A 21,627-nucleotide genomic window follows, 5' to 3' on the forward strand; every position below is an offset into this window, starting at 1 on the left:
AAAGAGCGGGCCGCCCGAAGAAGTTTACCTTCTCTGGGCGGCCCGCTGTCTTGCGTTTGTGGTTTATCGTTTTTGGTTTTTAGTTAATGCCGACCGCTAAACACCAAAGACAACAAACCATAAACTAAAAACCATAAACTTAAAACAAGTACCGAACACCAAACTGGAACTGGCGGGGCGGAGCGGCATTCCGCTGCACAATACCGCTACCCCGTGGGCCTACCTGAATCTGGTTACTTTGGGTTGCGTTGTTCGAATAGCCACTCAAATTGTTGGTATTGAGTACATTGAACACATCAGCCCGAATCTCAACCCGGCGGGTAGTACCTTCGCTGTTGCCCAACATCCGACCCAGCGGAATCTGATACTGTAAGCTCAGGTCCACCACCTTCGACCAGGGTAAGCGGTCGGAGTTGCGGGTTTCGCCCGGCTGACGGTCGGAGTTACCCACGTACGCATCGCCAAAAGCCCCGCCGTCGCCGTTCAGGTCGTTTGTGGTCAGGGGTTGGCCATTGGCACCCAGCAAAGGCTGTCCGTTGGCACCCACAATCCGGTACATGGCGCCGTTCGGAATCCGGTTGATGGGCTGCCCGCTCTGCACCAGTGCAGCCGCTGTAGCCACAAAATTGCGACCGATGTAGTAGTTGAATATACCGTTGATGATGTGAGTCCGGTCGTTGATACTCGGTCCCCATTCGGCCGCGAAATTATTCGCATCCATCGCCCGGAAGTTGATATCCTCAGTGTCATTTTTCAACGACGACAGGGTGTAGATCAAGCGGTAGCTGTACGAGTCATCCATCCGCTCCTTCTGCATATTCAGGCTCAGGGCTACATAGCGCGAGCGGCCTTCAGTCTCGGTCACAACCACACTCCGGGCGGCACCAGGAATATTCGTGGCACCACTTACCCCGGCACCCGACGCCAGAATGGGCAACGGACGGGTCAGGTCGGCAACGGCCGTGGCGCGGGCAATGCCCTGCTGCGCGCTCAGGTTGTAATCCCAGGCCGCCGGGGCGTTGAGGTTACGCGTACGGAAAAGGTTATACGACTCATTATACACCACATCGGCATACAACAACAGCTTGTCGCTCGCCTGGTATTGGTAGCCAAGTGTGGTTTGCAGTGTGTAGGGATTGTGGTAGCCGTTGGGGTTCAGAATCCGGCGCTCGCCCGTGGGCAGGTTACGCTGATCGGCAAAGGTGCTGGCGGCCGGGCCCTGCAAGTAGCGGAATGGTAAACCCGCATTGTTGCTCGTACCTACGCCGAGGTTTCCATCAAATGTAACCCGGTCGATGTCGGTATTGGCAGGCAGAATGCCCCGCTCCTTGAAATACTGCAACTGCCGTTTGAAGTCGGCACTCGCGCTGTTTTGCTGGAGAGCATCGGAATAAATCGCGTACAAAATCTTGTCATAGAACAACCCGATACCACCGCGCAGGGCCGAGCGGCCCGTTAGTTTGTAGTTGAAGCTCGCGCGGGGGGCAATGTTATTGAAGTCGCCCCGTGTGTCGCCCCCTTTGCTCAGGTTATCGTAATCCCAGCGCAGGCCGATGGTCAGGTTCAGGCGCGAAGTAGCCGCAATCTGATCTTCAGCGTACAGGCTCACAATATTCTGGGTTGTACCGAACGAGTTAGGGCGCAACTCGACCGAGTATCCCGTAACACGGGCATCGGCGGGTACGTCGTTCACCCCGAAGTTGCTGCCCAGATTCCGGGCCCGTAGCGCCGATAATTGCCCCGCTGTCAACTGCACGGTATAGCTACCGTTGGGGTTACCCCCACCAAACAACCGGTGGCGGCTGCTGATCAGCTCAGCGCCAGACCGGAACGTATGGTTACCCCGGTAGAACGAGAACTTCTGCTGGAATTGCACGGTGCTCTCGTGCGAATCGAAGAGATAACCGGGGTGACCGAGTACTGCAACGGTTTGGCCGGTCGGGTCGAGCACAGTTACGTTAGGGCTGCTGGGGTCAACAGGGCGGGCGTAGTTCCAGCGGAAGCGGGCGTACTGCACGTTGGTTTCCGACGCAAATCGCTCGGTATTATACGTATTGCGCGACGCAATCAGCACCGAGTTTCGATCCTGCGCGTTGGCCGCCGACGGGAACGCCAAGCCACCGGTGAGCCCACCTGCCTGACGGCCAATAGCTACCTGCCCCACGTTGAAACGCAACGACGATTTGAAGCGGTCGGTCCAGAACTGATCGAGCTTGCCCGACACGTAGGTGAAACGGTTGGTACCCCGAACAGTTTCATTCACACCCAACAGGGGGGCCGTCAGCAGGTTATCCTTGATATCAGTGGTGTGTTCGGCGTTGAGGTAGTAGAAGGTTTTGTTTTTGACGAGGGCTCCACCCACGCCAAAACCACCCTGATAGCGCTGAAAACCGTCGCGCACCTGATTACCCGACAAATCGCGGAGGGGGTACTCCGTCTGGGCGTCGATTACGGCACCGGGGCGGGTCAGGAAAAAGGCTTCGCCCGTAGCCTGATTGCTCCCCGAGCGGGTGGTGAGGTTGATAATGCCGTTGCCCGTGTTACCAAACTCAACCGAGTAATTGTTGGTCAGGACGTTTACGTTGCGCACGAATCCAATCGGCATGGCAAACTTTTGCCCACCTAGAAACCGCTCGTTGTTGTCCATACCATCAATGAGGTAGTTGTTGAACAAGGCATTGGCCCCGTTGATGCTCACGTTGGGAGCCTCGGGGAAGAAACCCGTTGCCTGGCTCACATTGGGCAGGCGGTACAGCACCCGCGTAATGTCGCGACCTTCAACGGGCAGTTCTTCTACCTTCCGAACGTCGATCTGCGACGCCACTTCAGCGTTGATGGTGTTGATACGCGACGTACTCCGCCCCCGTACCTGCACCTCGGTCAGGTTTACCTCGCGCCGGGAGGGCAGCAACAGCGTCACCGACTGCCGGGCGTTGGCCCGGAGCACAATACCTTCGGCCGCACTTTCGAGGTACGTGTCGTTTTCGTTCGCAAAAACACGGTACACACCGTTGAGGGGCAACGCCCGAAACTGCACTTGTCCGTTGGGACCCGACGTTGCTGACAAGCTGAGGCCAATAGACGGATTGGCCAGATACACCACCTGCCCCGACAGGGGTTGCTGGCGGGTGAGTTCGCGCACACTTACGGTAAGGTCCGTAGTCTGCGCAAAGGCAGTAAACGATAAAAGGCTGAATAACAGCCAACTGATTGTAAATTTTCGCATTGCGAAGCTGTATAGATTAGTGAGAGGCAGACATCAGAAAGCTACTTCTGCATGGAACAACAAGTCTGGTTCGCATTTGTCCACCGATTTGCAGAAAACTTACGCGAAAAATCCATTCACGGACTTTTGTACTGGACATTTGGACTTCAGACACTAGACGTTAGACTTCTCTACAGAATAGTAGTACGTCTGATGTCTAGTGGCCAGCGTCTACTGTTCAATACTGAGTTCACCGACTTTTAATCCAGTCTATATTCCCCAAAATCAGGCTCATAGCTACTGATACAGAACTTTGTGGGTCTGTCGAAAAAATAAATTCAAACAACATCTATCTTTGCCCCGTTTTGCAGCAGCCCCTTCGCTTTTCCATTGCGCGGGGGCCTTCTCTTTCTCATGGAAGATAAAAAGCACTTAGATACCGTATCGGCCGCTGGCTTGCTGGTAGCCCTCGGTATCATCTACGGCGACATTGGCACCTCGCCTTTGTACGTACTCAAAGCCATTCTTGGCGAAACCACTCCCATTCATCCAGAAGTAGTTCGCGGGGCCTTGTCCTGTATTTTCTGGACCATCACGCTCCAGACTACAGCCAAGTATGTCATCCTGATTCTGCGGGCCGATAACCGGGGCGAAGGCGGTATTTTTGCCTTGTACGCACTGGTTCGCCGGCATGCCCCCTGGCTTACGATACCGGCTATTATCGGCGGAAGCTCGTTGCTGGCCGATAGTATCATTACCCCGCCTATCTCGGTTTCATCGGCCGTAGAAGGGTTGCGGATTATCTACCCCGAAATCGACACCATCCCAATTGTGATCGGGATTCTGTCCTTGCTGTTTCTGATTCAGTCGTTCGGAACGGGGGTAGTGGGTACCGCATTCGGGCCCATCATGTTTGTCTGGTTCACGATGCTGGGCGTGCTGGGCCTGGTGAATGTCTCGAGCGATTTGAGCATTCTGAGCTCGATCAGCCCGGTGTACGCGTACGACTTTCTGATGGGCTACCCCGGTGCTTTCTGGTTGTTGGGTGCCGTATTTCTGTCGACAACAGGTGCCGAGGCCCTGTACTCCGATATGGGGCACTGCGGCCGGGGCAACATTCGGGTGAGCTGGGTGTACGTAAAAATGTGCCTGTTGTTCAACTACTTTGGGCAGGGTGCTTACGTCGAATCGCTGGCGGGTCAGGCCCTGGGCGAGCGCAATCCGTTTTACGAGCTCATGCCCGAGTGGTTTCTCATTATCGGTATCAGCATTGCCACCGCGGCTACGGTTATTGCGAGTCAGGCTATGCTGAGCGGGGCCTTTACGCTCATCAGCGAGGCTATCCGGCTCAACCTTTGGCCCAAAGTACGGCTCCGGTATCCGAGTGTACAGAAAGGGCAGTTGTACGTACCGAGCATCAACTGGTTGCTTTATGCGGGTTGTATTGCGGTAGTTCTGTACTTCCAGGAATCGAAACGGATGGAAGCAGCTTATGGTCTGGCCATTACGCTGACCATGATGATGAGCACTATTCTGTTCAGCTATTACATGTACTCGAAAAAGTACAACGCCTGGCTCGTTATTTTCTTCCTGGTGTTCTACCTGAGTCTGGAAAGCTGCTTCCTGGTGGCCAACCTGATTAAGTTTACCCACGGTGGCTGGGTGTCGGTACTTATTGCGGGGCTCATGGCCTGCATCATGATCATCTGGCTACAGGCGTTTAAGATCAAGCTCCGCCTGACCGAGTATGTCCGAATCGATACGTACCTACAGGCTATCAAAGAACTCAGCCGCGACATTAGCATCCCCAAATACGCTACGCACCTGGTTTTTATGAGCAATGCGGCCCGGCAGTCGGAGATTGAGTCGAAGATTATTTACTCCATTTTCCAGAAACGCCCCAAACGGGCCGACATCTACTGGTTTGTGCACGTGGATACGACCGACGACCCGTACACGATGGAGTATAAAGTAAACACCATTGCCCCCGATGATGCCTATAAGGTGACGTTTAAGCTCGGCTTCCGGGTGGAACAACGAATCAACCTGTTTTTCCGGAAGGTGATCGAAGACCTGGTGCGCAACAAAGAGGTGGATATTACGAGCCGGTACGAGTCGTTGAACCGGCAGAACGTGATCGGCGATTTCCGGTTTGTGGTGCTGGAGAAGTTCCTATCGTTTGAAAACGACCTGCCGTTCCGTGAGCGGGTGATCATGAACATCTACTTCTTTATCAAGACCTTAACGACCACCGAAGACCGCTGGTTTGGCCTCGACAGTAGCTCGGTAAAAATCGAGAAAGTCCCGCTCGTGATCCGGCCGGTCGAGAACGTGAAGTTGAAACGCATACCGTCTTAAAGGCGGCCGGGAGCCGTTTAAGTGAATGAACAATGTAAAATGTATAATGAACTATTGAATTACCTGCTGATAATCAGCCATCTCATTGTACATCTTACACTATTCATTTTACATTTAATTCTGTCCGAGTACTTAGCATGCAAGAATTGATCCATTTGATCGGTCGTTTGCACCCGGTCAGTGATGAGTTTTTACAGGCTTTAACGGCTCAACTCAAACGAATCGAACGACCAAAGCGTAGTCTGTTACTGTCGCCCGGCGAGGTTTCGTCTGAACTTTACTTTCTGGAAGCCGGGCTGGTACGGGGCTATTATCTGAACGATGGGAAAGAGTTTTCGACCGGATTTATGGCCGAGGGCTCTTTCATCATCTCTCCACTCAGTTTTTTTACCCAGACGCCCTCCTACGAGTACCTTGAATTACTGGAAGACAGCCGGTTGTGGGTACTCAGTAAAGGGCAATTAGAGCAACTATACACTCGCTTTATCGAGTTCAACGTTGTTGGCCGATTAATCACCGAGCAATACTACACCCGGAGCGAATGGCGTGCCCACCAACTCCGAACCCTCAGCGCCGACGAGCTTTATGAGGCCTTCACAAGCGAGTATGCCCCCATACTCAACCGGGTGAGCAATCGACACATTGCTTCATTTTTGGGTCTCACCCCCGAGACCGTTAGTCGAATTCGGGCTAAAAAACGATAAACGCTACCAACAGCGGGTATCCTGCCCCGTGTTTGCTTTCTTTTCAGCACTGGACATTCGGACTTCAGACACTGGACATTAGACTTACTACCTTTAGATATGGAGGTCTAACGTCTAATGTCCAACGTCTAATGTCCAACATCTAATGTCCAACATCTAATGTCCAGTACTGAGGCTTTCTTGATATAGATCAAGTTTTGGGTCGTGCTGTGTCCTCATCTTTACGAGGTTATCAGATGCTGCCACACACATGCACCGTTATTTACGCACACTGCTTATCGGCCTGATTTGCTTCCCGGCCTGCGCTCAGTCAGTCACCATCACACGCCGTAACCCCACCGAGGTGGTTTATGGGGCCGATTCGGTCAGTATACACCAACTCAGGGCTGAGGTCCAATCGGCCACCAGCTCCACATTTTCTGCAGCCGATCTGAACCGGCTTATGAAACAGTATCCGCTGTTGTTACAACCACACGTCAAAGCCGTGCAGTTTCTACCTCACTTACAGGGGCAGACCGTACAGCCGTTCCCGCTTCGGGCATGGCCAAGCGATCCGGCGTATGCCAACACCATTCAGCAACTCGTAGCCTCGTCGAACCAGAAACACCGCCTATTGGCCTATATGCTGCTGGCTGCTACCCACGACAATACCTTCGAAAACACACTACTCGACCGAATGAAAACCGATTCGAGCCAGATAGAGCGCGTTTGGTGCGGCATGGCGTTGCTGCACCTCCGAAGCAGGCACACCACCCCATTGTTTGACTTTGTGATCGCCTTTGAGAACTGGAACAATGTCTTTCTGTTCCCGATGCTGGTCCAGTTAGATCCAGACTCCCTGCGCCAAACGGCCCACCAGCGTATTCAGAGCACCGTTTTACTGGAACAGATTGTTGCAGCACAGGTACTGGGCTATACACAGGCCAACCCAAAGACAGAGCAGCTACTCAAACAAAGCGTGCGTACCCTCCCGTTATCGACTTAAGGGTACGCGATTGCCTCTATGGGCCGTTTGGGTTTGGGCGATTTACTACCTGTGCTGAAGCCGTTGGTCGATAGTACCGCAACCCGGCAAATTGCGTTGAGCGCCCTCGCCAACAGCCCGAGCACATCTGACCGGGCGTATCTGTTTGACCTGGCTAATCGTCAGGATACCGTTTCTACGGAGGTACTGAGAGCCTTATCTAAATCAAACAAGCCCGAAAGCGTCCGTCACTGGTTGCAGCTACTGCGCACCCGGCCTCTGCCCACCAACTACTACATTTTTCGGGGAGATCTACCCCTTTTACAAGATGAGGCCCTACTGGACGACTTGCTATTCACGTTACAAAACCTTTCAAATACCCAAACGCTGTCGCAACTGCTGTGGGCCTTACACGGGCACTCGAACGAACAGGTTACAACCTACCTGATTAGCCAGCTCACCCACCCCGACCGGTCGGTGCGGTATGAAGCCGCCACTTCGCTACGAGGCAACAAATCAGCGCTGTTACAAGCCAAACTACCGGGTCTGCTGGCCGACTCAACCGGACGAACCGAGTCGCTGCACCATCTGGTGCTAGAGCATGAGTTGGATAGCTTGCAATCCATCTACGAGCAGATTTATCTTAACCCTCACAGCGCCTACGAACGCAGTCAGGCGTTACAGTACCTCGGTACCTATACGCGCCCGGCCCACCAATCGCTGTTCTGGCAGGTACTGACTACCCCCACCGCCGACAATTGGGATACCCGCTCGGCGGCCCTGGGGCTAGGGCGGCTAGGCGATACAGGTGCCATTGAGGCCATCATTGCCGTGAGTCGGCGCGAGCGGGTCGGCAGCGACGGCAATGCACAGGCGTATGTGATGGCTTTGGGTATGCTCAAAGGCGAAAAAGCCCGGCAGGAGATCGAAACCTACCGCAATAGCCCCGAAGCCCACATGCGCGAACTGGCCCGTAAACTCTTGAACGATTGGTAAGCTATCTGGCGGCAGGCGGTTTTTAGTGCTTTTGTGTAGTTTTGCAATCATAACGACTACAGCATGAAAATCCTCATTACCGGCGGGGCCGGATTTGTCGGCTCCTCGCTGGCTATTGCGTTGAAGAAGAACTACCCCGAGTACACCATTTTTGCGCTCGACAACCTCAAACGGCGCGGCTCGGAGCTGAGCCTGGCCCGGCTAAAAGCAGCCGGTATTGAGTTTGTCCATGGCGACATCCGGAGCAAGGAAGACTTCGACAACATTCCCGCCGTAGATACCGTCATCGAAGCCTCGGCTGAACCCTCGGTCTTGGCCGGCCTCGATGGCACCCCCGACTACCTGATCAACACCAACTTGTTTGGTACGGTCAACTGCCTCAACTACGCTCTCAAGCATAAGGCGAGCTTTATCTTCCTGTCGACGAGCCGGGTGTACCCGATCAAAACGATCGAAACCCTCAATTTTGAAGAAGCCGATACCCGGTTTGTCCTGACCGACGATCAGCCGGTAGCTGGCGTTTCGAGCAAGGGGATTGCCGAGAACTTTCCGCTCGACGGTGCCCGGTCGCTCTACGGAACCACCAAACTGGCGTCGGAGCTGCTGATTCAGGAATACAACGAGTTTTACGGTCTCAAAACGGTGATTAACCGTTGCGGGGTACTTACCGGTCCCTGGCAGATGGGGAAGGTAGATCAGGGCGTGATGGTGCTCTGGATCGCCAAGCACTATTTTGAGCAGCAACTGGCGTATATCGGTTACGGTGGCACGGGCAAGCAAACCCGCGACATGCTGCATATCGACGATCTGTACCGTCTGATCGACTGGCAACTGCACAACCTCGACGCCGTAAATGGCGAAATTCTGAACGCCGGCGGTGGTACCGAAAGCAGTGCCTCGTTGCAGGAGCTGACCCAAATTTGCCAGGAAGTAACGGGCAAAACCATCCCGATCAAGGCCGTAACCGAAAACCGGGCCGCCGATATCCGGCTCTACATCACCGACAACACAAAGGTGACCCAGCTGACCGGCTGGAAACCCGAAAAAGGGATTCGTGAAATTGTGACCGACATTCATGCCTGGCTCGACGAAAACCGGGCCGCGCTGGAGCCTATTCTCAAATAGACAACAAGTTGGGGCTAACCCATCAAATCAGCAGGGCGGCACGTTGTACCGCCCTGCCTTCATTTTATCCCGATTTGGACCCACTCAACCCTTTTTCTTGCACTCCAAGGGTTTTCTTCGGAAGTTTGCGACCCTAAAACGTTTGTTTCTACGCAACAATGGATGGACTTTTTACCGCCCAAAACCTTATCAGTCTGCTCACGCTGACCTTTCTGGAAATCGTTCTGGGCATCGACAACATTATCTTTATCTCGATTGCCGCCAACAAGCTGGCCAAGCAGGATCAGGCCAAAGCCCGCAACATCGGTCTGGTGTTGGCCATGATCTTCCGGGTGTTGCTGTTGTTTGGTATTTCGTTGCTGATCGCCCTCTCGGAGCCGTTTACCCACATCGATCTGGGTTGGTTCAAAGCCGCCTTCACGGGTCAGGCCGTTATCCTGATTGTAGGGGGCTTGTTTCTGCTCTACAAAGCCACCACTGAAATTCACCACAAGCTGGAAGGCATGTCGGAAAACGAATCACAGTCAGTAGCTGGTGCGGCTAAAGCGACCGTTTCGAGTGTGGTTACCCAAATCGCCATCATCAACATTGTCTTTTCTATCGACTCGATTCTGACGGCGGTGGGTCTCACCCAAAACGTACCCGTCATGATTACGGCCGTTGTGCTGTCGATTTTGATTATGATGTTCTTTTCGGGACCAGTCGGCAAGTTTGTCAACGAGCACCCCAGTATTCAGATGCTCGGTCTGGCCTTCCTGATCATGATCGGTTTCATGCTGGTGGCCGAAGGCGCTCACCTGTCGGAGTTTGTGATTTTTGACGCCCACATTGGCACCGTACCTAAAGGGTATCTGTATTTTGCCATTGCGTTCTCGCTACTGGTTGAGTTCCTGAATATGCAGCTTCGGAAGAAAGCCCCACCGGTTCAGTTGCACGGCTACGGCGAAGAAGCACACAAAGAAGGAATGATTTAATACTAGTAGGCAGTAATGAGTAGCAGTAGGCAGTGGCAGTAAGCAGTAGCTGACCGCACCGGCGGACCGGCAAGAATACTGCCTACTGCCACTGCCTACTGCCACTGCCCCGACTGCCTCACTGCCAACTGCCACTACTTTGTCGTTAATTGATCAACTTCAGGATATTCTCAACAGCCTTGGCGGGTTTGGGCCGGTACTCTGGCTCTGTCTTGCTTTTTCGGCGGGGCTGGTGCTCGATTTGGTCATGTCGTACCGGGTGGGCGCCGTACAGACCCGGCGTTGGGTAGCAGGTTTCACGGCTCTGAGCCTGTTGGTAGCGGCCGGCTGGACGTTGCTGACACCCGTGCGGGGATACCTGTTTCTACACCTGTTGTTTCTCGACAATCAAGCAGTTTTTATTCAGGTTGTTGTGGCACTCACGGGCGCTCTGGTCATTGCTTACGATGCGTTTACCCGTACGCCAACGCCCGAGGCCCCTTACTCACCCCTGCACCACCTGCTGATGGGGCTGATAATCGGGCTGTTTCTGCTGAGTACGTCGGTCAATCTGCTGGCTATTTATCTTAGCCTCGAACTGGTATCCATCAGCTCGTATCTGCTGACCGCCCTGAGCCGCACGCGCCGGGCGTCGGAAGGAGGCATTAAATACATGTTGTTCGGGGCTATCAGCTCGGCCGTGATGCTGTATGGCATGTCGTTTCTGTACGGTCTGACAGGCACCCTCGAAATCACCAGCACGGTTTTCACCGTAGAACTGGCCAAAAACAGCGGTTTTGTTATTGCCGTCGCGAGTCTGCTCACCCTTTCGGGCTTTTTATTCAAGCTCTCGCTGGTGCCATTTCACGTCTGGACCCCCGACGCGTACGATGCCGCTCCCCTACCCGTAGCCGCCTTTTTTTCTATTGCCCCCAAAGCCGGTGCCCTGCTTGCTCTCATGCGCCTGCTTACGGCCCTGCCGGTGGGTCAGTTTGTTGACATACAGACTCCGCTGGCGGTGGTGGCGCTGGCCAGTATTACGCTCGGTAACCTGTCGGCCCTGTGGCAAACCGACGCCAAACGGCTGCTGGCTTACTCGACCATTGCACACGCGGGGTTTCTGCTGGTGGGCGTAGTGGCGCTGAGCGAAGCCGGTTTCGAAGCCGCTTTCTTCTACATGGCCACCTATCTTCCCATCAATCTGGCCGCCTTTTTCCTGATCGACCTCCTGGCCCGGCATCATGGTGGTAACCTTCAGATTGGGCAGTTGGCAGGACTCGGCGCCCGGTTGCCGGTATTGTCCATAGCCCTTACGGTAGTGATGCTCGCACTGGTCGGTTTACCACCAACCGTCGGGTTTACGGCAAAGCTGCTGGCGTTCTCGGCTCTCTACAACGCCTACGAAACCACCGGCAATGGCTGGTTACTGGCCCTGTTTGCCGTCGGGCTGCTCAATGCCGTGATTTCGCTGGCGTATTATTTAAAAATTCCGTTTCTGCTCTTTTTCCGGCCATCTCAGGACTCGTCGGTCATTAAACCCCTGCCGCAAACAGCCGTCTGGCTGGCCGTATCGCTGGCAGCTTTGGTGGTCATTCTGTTCATTAACCCCGACCGGTTGCTCAATCTGATTGCCGTTTTCTAAAGGACAATCCGTCAACTTGTATCACCACAAATGCAGGCCCATTTTCACTCATCAATTCGTGAGAATTAGCCTAATCCGTGTCATCCGCGTGCCCATTAGCCAATTGAACGCAGATAGCGCGACTTGGGCGGATGCACGCTAATCGCTGCGTTTCACCATCGGGAGCAGCTCTCAGCGGGAAAATGGGTAGTTAAATTGCAAAAAAGGCCTCCTGCACAAATACAGGAGGCCTTTTTCTACGTATATACGGCCTAAACTGTCAAAATTGTAAGTAGTTATGCTTAACCATCCCGTCCACCGACAAAGCCAATACCACGCACGTTCCGAATTTTTTATAAATTCACATCTCCCTTTATAAACATCCTATCCACTATGACTAAACTTCTCCGTATCAGTTACTTATTGGGCCTATCGGCGAGCCTTTCACTGCCAGCGGTAGCACAAATGGGCTTTAACTCGCCCTCAGGTGTTCGGCCAACGCAGGATCTGGAGATATACAGCCGCAACGGATTTGCCGTTCAACGCCGGTACCAGTACGCCAATGCCGACCCCAACGCCAGCATCAATAATTTGAGCTGTGCCAGCCCCACACCCGATCTGACTACGGCTGCTGGTACCCTGAAAGACCCGGCAGGCGATGGCAACTATTCGGCAGGTATCAACTGTGCCCAGAAGATAAGCGTACCAACCACGATCAATGGCGTGCCTACGGTTGGTATCGAGCTGATTTTCGACGACCTGGACACCGAACCGCTGGCCGATTACATCTCTATTCGGGACGCCAACGGATTCGAGCAGCTATTTTCGGGCAATACCCCAACCCGCTACATTGTTTTGTCGTCGGAGGCTACAATCCGTTTCGTCACCAACGGCAATGCTACCGTTGGGCGTGGATTTCGCCTGCGTTGGCGGGCCCTGCTCGATGAACCCTCTACCAGCCCGGCACCCATTACGTTCGGGGCAGCCATGCAGTTCGATGTGTTCCGTAGCTCGTTTAAGGCCGGTTTTGCCAATGTGAGCAGTGGGTTCAACTCCCTGGCCCTCGGCTATTTCAACGTAGCCAGCGGAGCCAACGCATCGGTATTGGGTAGCAACAACGTGGCCAGCGGATACGGCACCACCGTGATGGGTAGTGGCAACTCGGCCAATGGGTTTCTGGCCTCTACCATGGGCACGCAGAACGTAGCCAGTGGCGATTACTCGTCGGCTATGGGCAGGCTTGTATCGACCAATAGCCAAACAGGCTCGTTTATTATTGGCGATGCCGACCCCAACAACAGCGGCCTGACCACCAGCACAGCTGCCAATCAGTTTACGGCCCGTTTTGCGGGCGGCTACCGGCTACTTACTACCAGCGGCACGAGTGCCAACGGAGCGGTATTGGCTCCCAATGCATCGTCGTGGGCTACTATTTCGGACTCGACTAAGAAAGAAAACTTCCGCCCGGTCGATGGGGCCAGTTTGCTCCAGAAAATAGGGGCCATGCGGGTTGGTACATGGAATTACAAAGGACAGGCGGGTATCCGGCACTACGGGCCGATGGCGCAGGATTTCTTCGCGGCCTTTGGGCGCGACGGCCTCGGCACCATTGGATGCGATACTCTGCTCGAAAACCACGACTTTACGGCCGTGACCTTTACCGCTGTACAGGCATTGGTCAAAGAAAATGAGCAGTTGAAAGCCGAAATTGCCCGCCTGAAAGCCGATGCCACCCGAGCCGATAACCGACTCAATGCGCTCGAAAACGTGTTGCTCAACAAAAAAGAGCGGGTGAGTGCCGTCCGACGGAAGCGGTAATGGATGATTTTTAACGTGATAGGGGCGCAACGGCAAGCCGTTGCGTCCCTATTCAGGTACTTAGGCAGAAGAAATGTACGGTGAATAACGTAGAATGAACAATGAAATAGCTGTTTGTCAGGAGATAAACTAATGATTCATTGTGCATTTTACATTATCCATTCATTTAGTTAAGACCCTGTTTGAGCCGTCGGAGGTGCAACATCAGGTATTTCCAGCCTAAAACCATGCTGTAATAACCAGCTTTTACCTGCCCCATATGTTTGGCGCGGATCTGGTGCGATTCGGTCAGCGAACGCCACAGCCCCGAACTGATGCCATTCATGTCGCAGAGGCCCATATCCATGTCGACTACCTTCACGTTTTTCTTCTCCAGATACAGCATCAGGTTCAGCTCGTAGTCGGAGATGGCCCGCAGTGAGGTATCGTACCGGAAAGCGTCAAAAAGCCGCCGGTTGTAGAAGGCTGCCTGATGGTGAATCAGGTTGCTGACGAGCATAGCTTCCGAAAACGTCCCCAAAAAACGGCCGCCATCGGTTTGGCGGATATTGCCCACCAACACGTCGAGGTTGGCCGTGAGCATCGGCGCCACGCGCTCAAAAACACCCGGTAATACCCGGTCGCCCCCGCTCAAAAAGTAAATCCACTCGCCCCGTACGCGGTCAATACCTTTATTCATGGCGTCGTAGATTCCTTTGTCGGGCTCGCTAATCCAGCGAACGCAGGGGTGATTATCCTGCCGGAGCCATTCGACCGAGCCGTCGGTGCTACCGCCATCGATTACGATGTGCTCATAGGCAACGCCCGTCTGCTCCCGCACGCTCATAATCGAGCGAATGAGGTCATCCCGGGCGTTCATCGCGATGGTTATAACAGATATGCGCGGTTTGTCCATTTACACTTTATAAAAGCCTTTCCGGTCGAATACCGTAGGCCAGAAAAAACGTAGAAATACGCCCAACTGTTTGGCGAACTTAGTCTGGTTGTCAAGCTGGTAAAAAGGCGACCGCCCCTGTCGCAGGTTCACAACCATTTTCCAGCCAAAGATGATCGGCACGAGCGAAATGTAGTGAAACATAACCAGCAAGTAAGCCCCTAAGCCGTATTGCTTGCGGTACCAGAGCAGATTGGAAACGTGCATCTGCGTCCGAAACCGGTTGATATGCGACAGATCGGGCTGCCGATAATCGTCCTGACTACCGTATTCGAGGTGAATGATGAAGGCATCGTGCAGTGTTAGCAGTTTACCCGCCTTCCCGAGCCGGTTACTCCACTCACTATCTTCGCCATACATAAAAAAGCTCTCTTCCAACGCCCCCACTTTGGCAATCACCGAGGGCCGTGTCATGAGGCAGGCACCCGACAGCCACTGTACCTGATCGGGCTCGCTGTACACGGGATCGGGAATGAGCCGATGCACCAGTTTGAGCATAAAGGGGGTGTGGGGAAAAATAAAGAAATGCCGACGCAACTGCGAAAACGACGTAAAGATGGCATGGTGTACCTGCCGGTCGCGGTTTATCTGCATCGGGCAAACGGCCGCTACCTCCGGTCGGGTATCCAGCACCTCCACCAGCTGAGCCAGCACATCGTTGATCAGCAGGGTATCCGAATTAAGCAAAAAAACGTACCGACCCCGTGCATTCTCGATTCCCCGGTTACTGGCCCGGCTGAACCCCGAATTATACCCCATCTGAAACCAGCGTACTTCCGGAAATTCCTTTAAAACCTGGCTCTCACTATCATCGCCCGAGTCGTTATCGACCACGAGCACTTCAAAGGTGACCGCTTTGGTGTATTGGTAGAGCGTCTGCAGGCAATCACAAATCAGGCGCGGGGTTTTATAATTAACAATGATGACCGATACGTCTATCAAAACAAGTAGAGTTGACTGGTAAGACGACAAAGCTACAGCGGAATCTTTTTCGGCAATAATGACCGTTTACTAAAAAGGCCCTAGCGCAACAGGCAGGGCTTTTTCGGTCTCATTTTTTTTGTTTACGGCTCCGGGCAAGGCCCCCGACCGCGCCGTTTTCGGGCTGGTAATGCGCGCAAGTATCTGTTTCGCAGCACAACGTAAATAGGCCCCGGTATAGGTCAGGGATGGGGGGCGGGCAGGCGACTCAGCCGTTCTTTCAGTTCGCGCAGACGAGCCCGCTGCATGACAAACTCGGTTTTACCGTCGGTTAGCCGGACAATGTACTTATCGTTCTCCCAAAACGAATAATTTTTGAGAAACGCCAGATTGAGCAACACTGAGCGGTTGATCCGGTAAAACTGTTGCGGGTCGAGTTCGGCTTCCAGTTCGCTGAGGGTTTTCCGAAGCTGGTACGTGCGTCCGGCCGTGTAGGCCAGGTAGTTCTTGTTTTCGACCTCAATGTACCAGATTCCGCCCACCGGCACGAGGGTTTCGCCTTCGTCGTCGGTAGCTTCCACAACAGAAGGGTAAGCCGGGGGCTGGGCAACCGATGCCGATGATTCGGCCGGATCGGGGGCCGCCTGTTGGCGCAGGCTTTCAAACTGCCCTTTCTGGTAGTCGTTGTAGTCCAGAAACAGGTTCAGATTCACAAATCCGTACCCTACCAGCAGAAACGGCAACAGGTAGTTAGCGTACATCCGCCCCGTGAAAAAATACTCCGGGAAATACTGCTCCCAGCTATACACCGGAAAGAACACGGCTAAGTACCGTAATGTGTTGGTGATAGGCCCGAACACCAGAATACCGCCCAGAAAGACGGGTAGCAGCGTCAGCTCGTACCGGAGTACCCCACCGAGCGTGGGTTCGATGCTCCGAATCCTGAGCACCCGCACGTACCAGAGCGTGAGCCGCACAAAGATGAAGACCGATACCAGCTCGAACAGGTAATAGTAGCCCAGCAGCATTTTTAGGTAATGCCCTACGTTGCCCCGGCGAAGGGGCGCAAAGTCGCTTCCTTCGCTGCGCTGAAGCGTCATGAGCTGATAAAGCAGGATGCCGATCAGCGTAATCACCAGAAAAAGCTTCCACTGACGCCTGGTTCGGAATGTTATCGGAATGCGGTTCGGCTCGGTCATTTCCAAAGGTAAAAATACACCCGTATTTCGGGCAACTTTGACGGCATTTCGCGCCGATTCAGGCGTGCGAAAGCCTTGTTTCGGGCCCTAAAGGCCGTATCTGGCTCCGAGGCACTTGCCCTCCCGGCGGCCGGGCGCTTAGGTTTGCATCGTCGGCGGTGAAAGACAATCCACGCCGAAACAGCACAAACCAAGCTTACTACTACAGCCATGAGCCTCTTCAAATTCACCCTGCTTACCCTGGTTGCTTACTGCCTCAGCCTTTTTTTCGCTCTCGCCCAAACCGGCCCCGCCCCTGAGCCGGTATCCGGGCGCGTTCAAACTTCCGACGGGCAACCACTGGCATACGTTAGCATCGGGATTCCAGGCACGCCCATCGGCACGGTTTCAAACGAACAGGGCCTGTTTACACTCACTCTAAAGCCTGACACCAACCCGACCGATTCGGTCCGTTTTAGCCTGTTGGGCTACCACACGCTGAGCCTCACGCTGGCAACGCTTCGTGGGCAGGGAAACACCAACCGAGCCGTTGTTTTAACCGAAAAGGCCGAGCAACTCGCCGAAGTACGTGTGATGGCCACTACCAACAAAACCATTGGTAACCGCCGGATCCGGACAAATATGAATACCAATCTGATGATTGAGGGCCAACCGAGCCAGAACCTGGGTTCGGAAGTAGGCCGACGCTTTAACCTGCCCAACAAAACCCACCTGATAACCCAGTATCGGGCTTACGTTCAGAGCAACTTCAACTCGGTTACGCTGCGTATCAATATCTACGAAGCTCGTTCTATGCGGCCCTTGCTCACCCGTAACGTGTACGTAACCCTCCCGGCGAAACACAACGACTGGATTGATGTAGACCTGGAGCCGTATCGGATTGTGGCTAAGGGCGACGTGATAGCGAGCGTGCAGTGGGTAGGTAGCGAAGGGAAAGGTACCTATCTGGCCCTGCCTATTCTGATGCCTGCCATGGCCACGCACCACTACCGGTATGGCAGCCAAAACCGCTGGAAAACGTTCCGGGGCATGAGCACCGCCATGACCCTCGAATTTGCCCCAATCAATGTGGCTGACACCACACCTGAATCGAGCACGGTAGCCCGACAATAACCCACACACCAACAATCAATCCACAAAAGCCCTGTCTGCCATGAGAAAGCCCTTAACCTTCACCCTGGTCATTATTGGTGCTGTATCCCTGATTCATTTCGGACGCCAGCCGATCATGACCGCCCTCGGCTACGATACCGCCCGTACCTACACACTGCTCGAATATACCGTTTACCGGGTCGTGTGGGATCTGCTACTGCCAGCTCTGGTACTGGCCGCTCTGCATGGCCCCCGCCAGGTACTGGCCGAACTGGGCTGGCAGGCTAATCTACCCAAAGGCCTGGCCATTGGCGCTTTGTTTACGTTACCCATGCTTGTGGGTTTCGGGCTGGCCTTTACCCCCGTCGACCGGCCTGCTACCGATTTGCTACTCAAATTTTACACTGGTTCGTTCTGGGCGGGGCTGGCCGAAGAGACCTTTTACCGGGCCTTTCTGTTCGGGCAACTGTACCGCCACGGCCGCTGGCCATTCTGGCTGGCCGCTATTGCACAGGGGCTCTTTTTCGGACTAGGGCATCTGTATCAGGCCAATGAGCCAGTGCAGGCCCTGGGTATCTTCGGCATTACGGCGTTAGGTGGCATCTGGTTCGCGTGGCTATGGACCAGCTGGCGCAACCTGTGGGTTCCGATGGCAACCCATATCCTGATGAACGCCTGGTGGGGGCTCTTTGCCGTCGACAACACGGCGCTGGGTGGCTGGGTAGCCAATGGTTGCCGGGTAGCCACCATCGGGTTTTCGATCTGGCTCACGGTCAAGATGTTGCGCCAACAGGGGCGCACGCTCCGGGTGGGGCAACGCGAGCCAGAAACCGGAGCCGTTGGGGTGTAGGTAAAGCGTAATAGAATGCGTACTGGATTTGACCACACAGCGCCACCTGGATTAGCGAATTGAAATAAAGCCCAGGAAGGGGGTAGCCATTCCCTTTGACGAAACAACCTCATCAAAACGAACCAAAAAACAAGTACCTTATGGGCAATTTCTTAAACTCACCCTTTCACGAAATCCCAACGCCATGAACCGCATTTTACTGGTCCTGATTATCCTCCTCGGCAGGCAAGCTTTTGCCCAGGAGCTCTGTGAAGTAACTCAGGATGAAACCGGTCGAATCATATCCACCTGCACGATTTACAATCAATCGCAGGTCTCAGGAGCCGTGCCCTTCCCCAGTCATGCCCAGCGAAAGTATCTGGGCACTCGATACCTCACGTATCCAACCTGGGGCAAGGGAAAGATCCAAATCGATCCGGGAAGCCCCGAAATTCCCTGCGAGCTGGCTTTCGATATGGTTTCGAGCGATTTGCTTTGCAAACTTAACGGTGAGCTAACCGCTAATCACATTGCCCCCTATATGTTTGAGGTAGATGGCATGCGGTACTTCCGGCAGAACACCATACTGGCAGGGCAAAAAGCCGCTCATATCTACACAAACCTATTACATACAGGCGCCACCCAGTTGCTATTGAGTATGCAAAAAGTGCTGCTCGTTGAAAGCGTGCCTACCAATGGTTACACTAAAGCGAATGAGTTTGCCGGTACGTTTGCTCTCAAAAAAAACTATTTCGTTCAGAAAGGAGACGCCCGCCCTGAACTGATTGCCTTAACCAAAAGCGCCTTGCTAAAGGTCCTTTTCGAACAGGCCGATGCCCTTGCGAAATTTATCAGAACAGAAACCCTCACCGTTGATGAAGTAGCTCGCGTGCTCACGTATTACGACGAACTGAATGCCGAAGCGAATAAAACAAAACCGGCCCTGAGCGCCGAGCCGGTTTTTACCCAATTTCTGCACGATAATATCGTTTACCCAAGTCAGGGCTGGCTGAACCAGTTGTACGCCCGCGTGTACGTGGGCTTCGACGTAAGTTCGGCCGGGCGTCTGGAAAACATCACGCTGCTGAGCCCAACAAATGTTGGCTATGGCTTTGATTTGGCCGTTACGCAGGGGCTTGGAAAATACCTCAAGCTCAAAACTACCTATGCTGGCAGCTATGTTCTGCCGGTGGCGTTTACGCTCACCAACCTCAAAGACAGGCAGACAGCCTACACACCTATCAACAAACTGGACGAAAGTCGTTTGGGAAACCGGACCGTGCTGGAAGAGTTGGTGGTCCCGGTCACGATCAAAAAGTCGGTTGAAAAACCTCGGGAAATCTGGGGGTATTATGACTAATCGGCCAGAGGCAGTGTGGAGGGGTAGCCGAAAGCCAACCCCTCCACATTTTCAATAACCAGCCGCTTGCCCGTCTTTGCGCGACTCGGTGGCCCCGTGGTAGACCTTGTTCTTCACATCGAGCATAATGGCCTGATACCCGCCGTAGCTACCCAACCCGTAACCGATTTTGTGGCCTTTACGCATCAGTTCGCGGATGGTTTCATACGGGTACCCCGACTCCAGGGTAATCTCGCCCGCCTATCACACCAATACTCATAAACGACTACACCGCTTTGGATCGGCTACGGTCAGTTAAATAGTCAGGTTTGTGCCCAACAAGCCAAACACTTTATAGGAGAGACTTTTTAGTAAGACGGGTCTCGTCTGACAAGGCATAAATACCCCTGTTAAGTGGGTTGCGTAAAAATAAATTTTTCGTTACATATTATGTAACTATCTTTGTCTAATCAAAAAAATTAACATCCTTTCACCATACACAAGCATCTATTTGCTTTCTGTTTGTTAAGCAGTCTTGTCTTATCATGCCAGCAGGACTCCCTAACCCCATCGCAGGACTCTACCAAACCTGAGCCTTATCTTGTTTTTCAAGGCTTCAACGTAGTAAAACCAGCCAATGTTCCTCTTGAAGTTTTGACTTTTAAGACTAACAAAGAAGTTGCACAGTTTCTGGGAACCATCCCCAAAAATTCGCCAAATGGGCGTGAAGCAGTTGCTTCTGAAGTTTACGACCCTGAATTATTCTACAGAGTAGTAGAAAAGGTAGTGCGAAGTTATCCTGACCTCAGTAACAGACCCTACGTTTCCTCAGATAAACAGCGAATCCATAAAGATTTTCCCGCGATAATTACTGATGAGGACATATTAAAAAACTCAGATATCATTCTTGCCTACTATGAACGGTTAATGCAATTTGACTTAAGTGTTGAATTAGCTAAACTTCAGGAAGTTCAAAAAGGTGCAAGAATAGTAGACTATAATGCACCTGGGACAAATATATACGAACAAGCTCTTGTTAATCAACATCCGGCAGCAGGCCTTTCTATGCGCGATGCTCGATGGGACGCAGAAAGTTGGACTGATGAAAAATTTGCTACCCATATACCGGATAAGTGGCGGGGGAACGCTTTCAAACATATGGTTTGGAATGCACAGGGTGTAAAGAAAATGATTTGGCAGGGTTATAGTCAGTGGACAGCATATGATTTGACAAAGCAGTTTACAACAGCACATGAAAGAGACCCAAACGTTAACAATGGAAATCTTGACCCCAATAATATTGATACAGCGATGGACTTGCACAATAACGCGCAGGGAAGAAGCTACATGAAAAACAATATCAGTTGGGGGGTATTTGGACTGAGAAGTATGCCAAGTGAGAGTAGCATTAAAAACGACATGGCCAACCATTGTAATGATGATGTTAACCAGATTAGATACCTGACATCAGCGAGTGCCATTCTTGCTTTGACCTATGGCGATGTAAACGCTTTAGCTGACGCTAACTATGTGAGTTATCCAAACGCTGTAAGAATTCAGTAGTCGCAA

Annotated in this window: 16 protein-coding genes and 1 pseudogene; 12 read left to right on the plus strand and 5 right to left on the minus strand. The window is 53.1% G+C overall.

The window, feature by feature from the left end; translation table 11 throughout:
• Positions 1 to 139: 139 nt before the first annotated feature.
• On the minus strand, positions 140 to 3,226 hold the full coding sequence (locus RUDLU_RS0107190) for a TonB-dependent receptor plug domain-containing protein (RefSeq protein ID WP_019987684.1): 3,087 nt from the start codon (positions 3,224 to 3,226) through the stop codon (positions 140 to 142).
• A 393-nt stretch (positions 3,227 to 3,619) separates the two neighbouring features.
• Between RUDLU_RS0107190 and RUDLU_RS0107195 the strand changes: the two genes are divergently transcribed.
• From RUDLU_RS0107195 to RUDLU_RS28680, 8 genes are all read left to right on the plus strand, one after another.
• A complete protein-coding gene (locus RUDLU_RS0107195) occupies positions 3,620 to 5,563 on the plus strand; it encodes a KUP/HAK/KT family potassium transporter (protein WP_019987685.1) in 1,944 nt (647 codons plus the stop codon).
• 137 nt (positions 5,564 to 5,700) lie between these two features.
• Entirely contained in the window at positions 5,701 to 6,267 is a 567-nt protein-coding gene (locus RUDLU_RS0107200) for a Crp/Fnr family transcriptional regulator (RefSeq protein ID WP_019987686.1), read from the plus strand.
• A 250-nt stretch (positions 6,268 to 6,517) separates the two neighbouring features.
• Entirely contained in the window at positions 6,518 to 7,252 is a 735-nt protein-coding gene (locus RUDLU_RS0107205; RefSeq protein ID WP_019987687.1) for a hypothetical protein, read from the plus strand.
• Positions 7,253 to 7,303: 51 nt separating this feature from the next.
• Positions 7,304 to 8,227, plus strand: a complete 924-nt coding sequence (locus RUDLU_RS0107210; protein WP_211220197.1) for a HEAT repeat domain-containing protein — start codon at positions 7,304 to 7,306, stop codon at positions 8,225 to 8,227.
• 63 nt (positions 8,228 to 8,290) lie between these two features.
• On the plus strand, positions 8,291 to 9,352 hold the full coding sequence (locus tag RUDLU_RS0107215) for an NAD-dependent epimerase/dehydratase family protein (RefSeq protein WP_019987689.1): 1,062 nt from the start codon (positions 8,291 to 8,293) through the stop codon (positions 9,350 to 9,352).
• Positions 9,353 to 9,510: 158 nt separating this feature from the next.
• A complete protein-coding gene (locus RUDLU_RS0107220; protein ID WP_019987690.1) occupies positions 9,511 to 10,326 on the plus strand; it encodes a TerC family protein in 816 nt (271 codons plus the stop codon).
• A 139-nt stretch (positions 10,327 to 10,465) separates the two neighbouring features.
• Entirely contained in the window at positions 10,466 to 11,947 is a 1,482-nt protein-coding gene (locus tag RUDLU_RS0107225; protein ID WP_019987691.1) for an NADH-quinone oxidoreductase subunit N, read from the plus strand.
• Between the two features lie 372 nt (positions 11,948 to 12,319).
• Positions 12,320 to 13,744 (plus strand): tail fiber domain-containing protein, encoded by a 1,425-nt coding sequence (locus tag RUDLU_RS28680; RefSeq protein WP_019987692.1) that lies wholly within the window; start codon positions 12,320 to 12,322, stop codon positions 13,742 to 13,744.
• A gap of 166 nt (positions 13,745 to 13,910) precedes the next feature.
• Here RUDLU_RS28680 and RUDLU_RS0107235 read toward each other — a convergent pair whose 3' ends face one another.
• From RUDLU_RS0107235 to RUDLU_RS0107245, 3 genes are all read right to left on the minus strand, one after another.
• The gene (locus RUDLU_RS0107235) at positions 13,911 to 14,639 is read right to left on the minus strand and encodes a glycosyltransferase family 2 protein (protein WP_027302850.1); all 729 of its coding nucleotides are present in this window, start codon (positions 14,637 to 14,639) and stop codon (positions 13,911 to 13,913) included.
• Complete coding sequence (locus RUDLU_RS0107240; protein WP_019987694.1) at positions 14,640 to 15,620, minus strand: glycosyltransferase family 2 protein; 981 nt, start codon at positions 15,618 to 15,620, stop codon at positions 14,640 to 14,642.
• 221 nt (positions 15,621 to 15,841) lie between these two features.
• Positions 15,842 to 16,798 carry a LytTR family DNA-binding domain-containing protein gene (locus tag RUDLU_RS0107245; RefSeq protein WP_019987695.1) on the minus strand — a complete coding sequence of 319 codons (957 nt, stop codon included), beginning with the start codon at positions 16,796 to 16,798 and terminating at the stop codon, positions 15,842 to 15,844.
• 210 nt (positions 16,799 to 17,008) lie between these two features.
• On the opposite strand from RUDLU_RS0107245, the gene RUDLU_RS27065 reads away from it, so the two are divergent.
• From RUDLU_RS27065 to RUDLU_RS27075, 3 genes are all read left to right on the plus strand, one after another.
• Positions 17,009 to 17,911 (plus strand): carboxypeptidase-like regulatory domain-containing protein, encoded by a 903-nt coding sequence (locus tag RUDLU_RS27065; RefSeq protein ID WP_019987696.1) that lies wholly within the window; start codon positions 17,009 to 17,011, stop codon positions 17,909 to 17,911.
• A gap of 40 nt (positions 17,912 to 17,951) precedes the next feature.
• Entirely contained in the window at positions 17,952 to 18,740 is a 789-nt protein-coding gene (locus RUDLU_RS27070; protein ID WP_019987697.1) for a CPBP family intramembrane glutamic endopeptidase, read from the plus strand.
• 184 nt (positions 18,741 to 18,924) lie between these two features.
• Positions 18,925 to 20,079, plus strand: a complete 1,155-nt coding sequence (locus RUDLU_RS27075) for a hypothetical protein (protein WP_019987698.1) — start codon at positions 18,925 to 18,927, stop codon at positions 20,077 to 20,079.
• A gap of 51 nt (positions 20,080 to 20,130) precedes the next feature.
• On the opposite strand, the pseudogene RUDLU_RS29195 reads toward RUDLU_RS27075, so the two are convergent.
• Positions 20,131 to 20,319 (minus strand): annotated as a pseudogene (locus tag RUDLU_RS29195) (gamma-glutamyltransferase); the annotation flags it as partial.
• A gap of 261 nt (positions 20,320 to 20,580) precedes the next feature.
• On the opposite strand from RUDLU_RS29195, the gene RUDLU_RS0107270 reads away from it, so the two are divergent.
• On the plus strand, positions 20,581 to 21,621 hold the full coding sequence (locus RUDLU_RS0107270; protein ID WP_157580116.1) for a DUF6973 domain-containing protein: 1,041 nt from the start codon (positions 20,581 to 20,583) through the stop codon (positions 21,619 to 21,621).
• Positions 21,622 to 21,627 lie beyond the last annotated feature (6 nt).

Source organism: Rudanella lutea DSM 19387 (genome assembly GCF_000383955.1).
Classification (GTDB): Bacteria; Bacteroidota; Bacteroidia; order Cytophagales; family Spirosomataceae; genus Rudanella; species Rudanella lutea.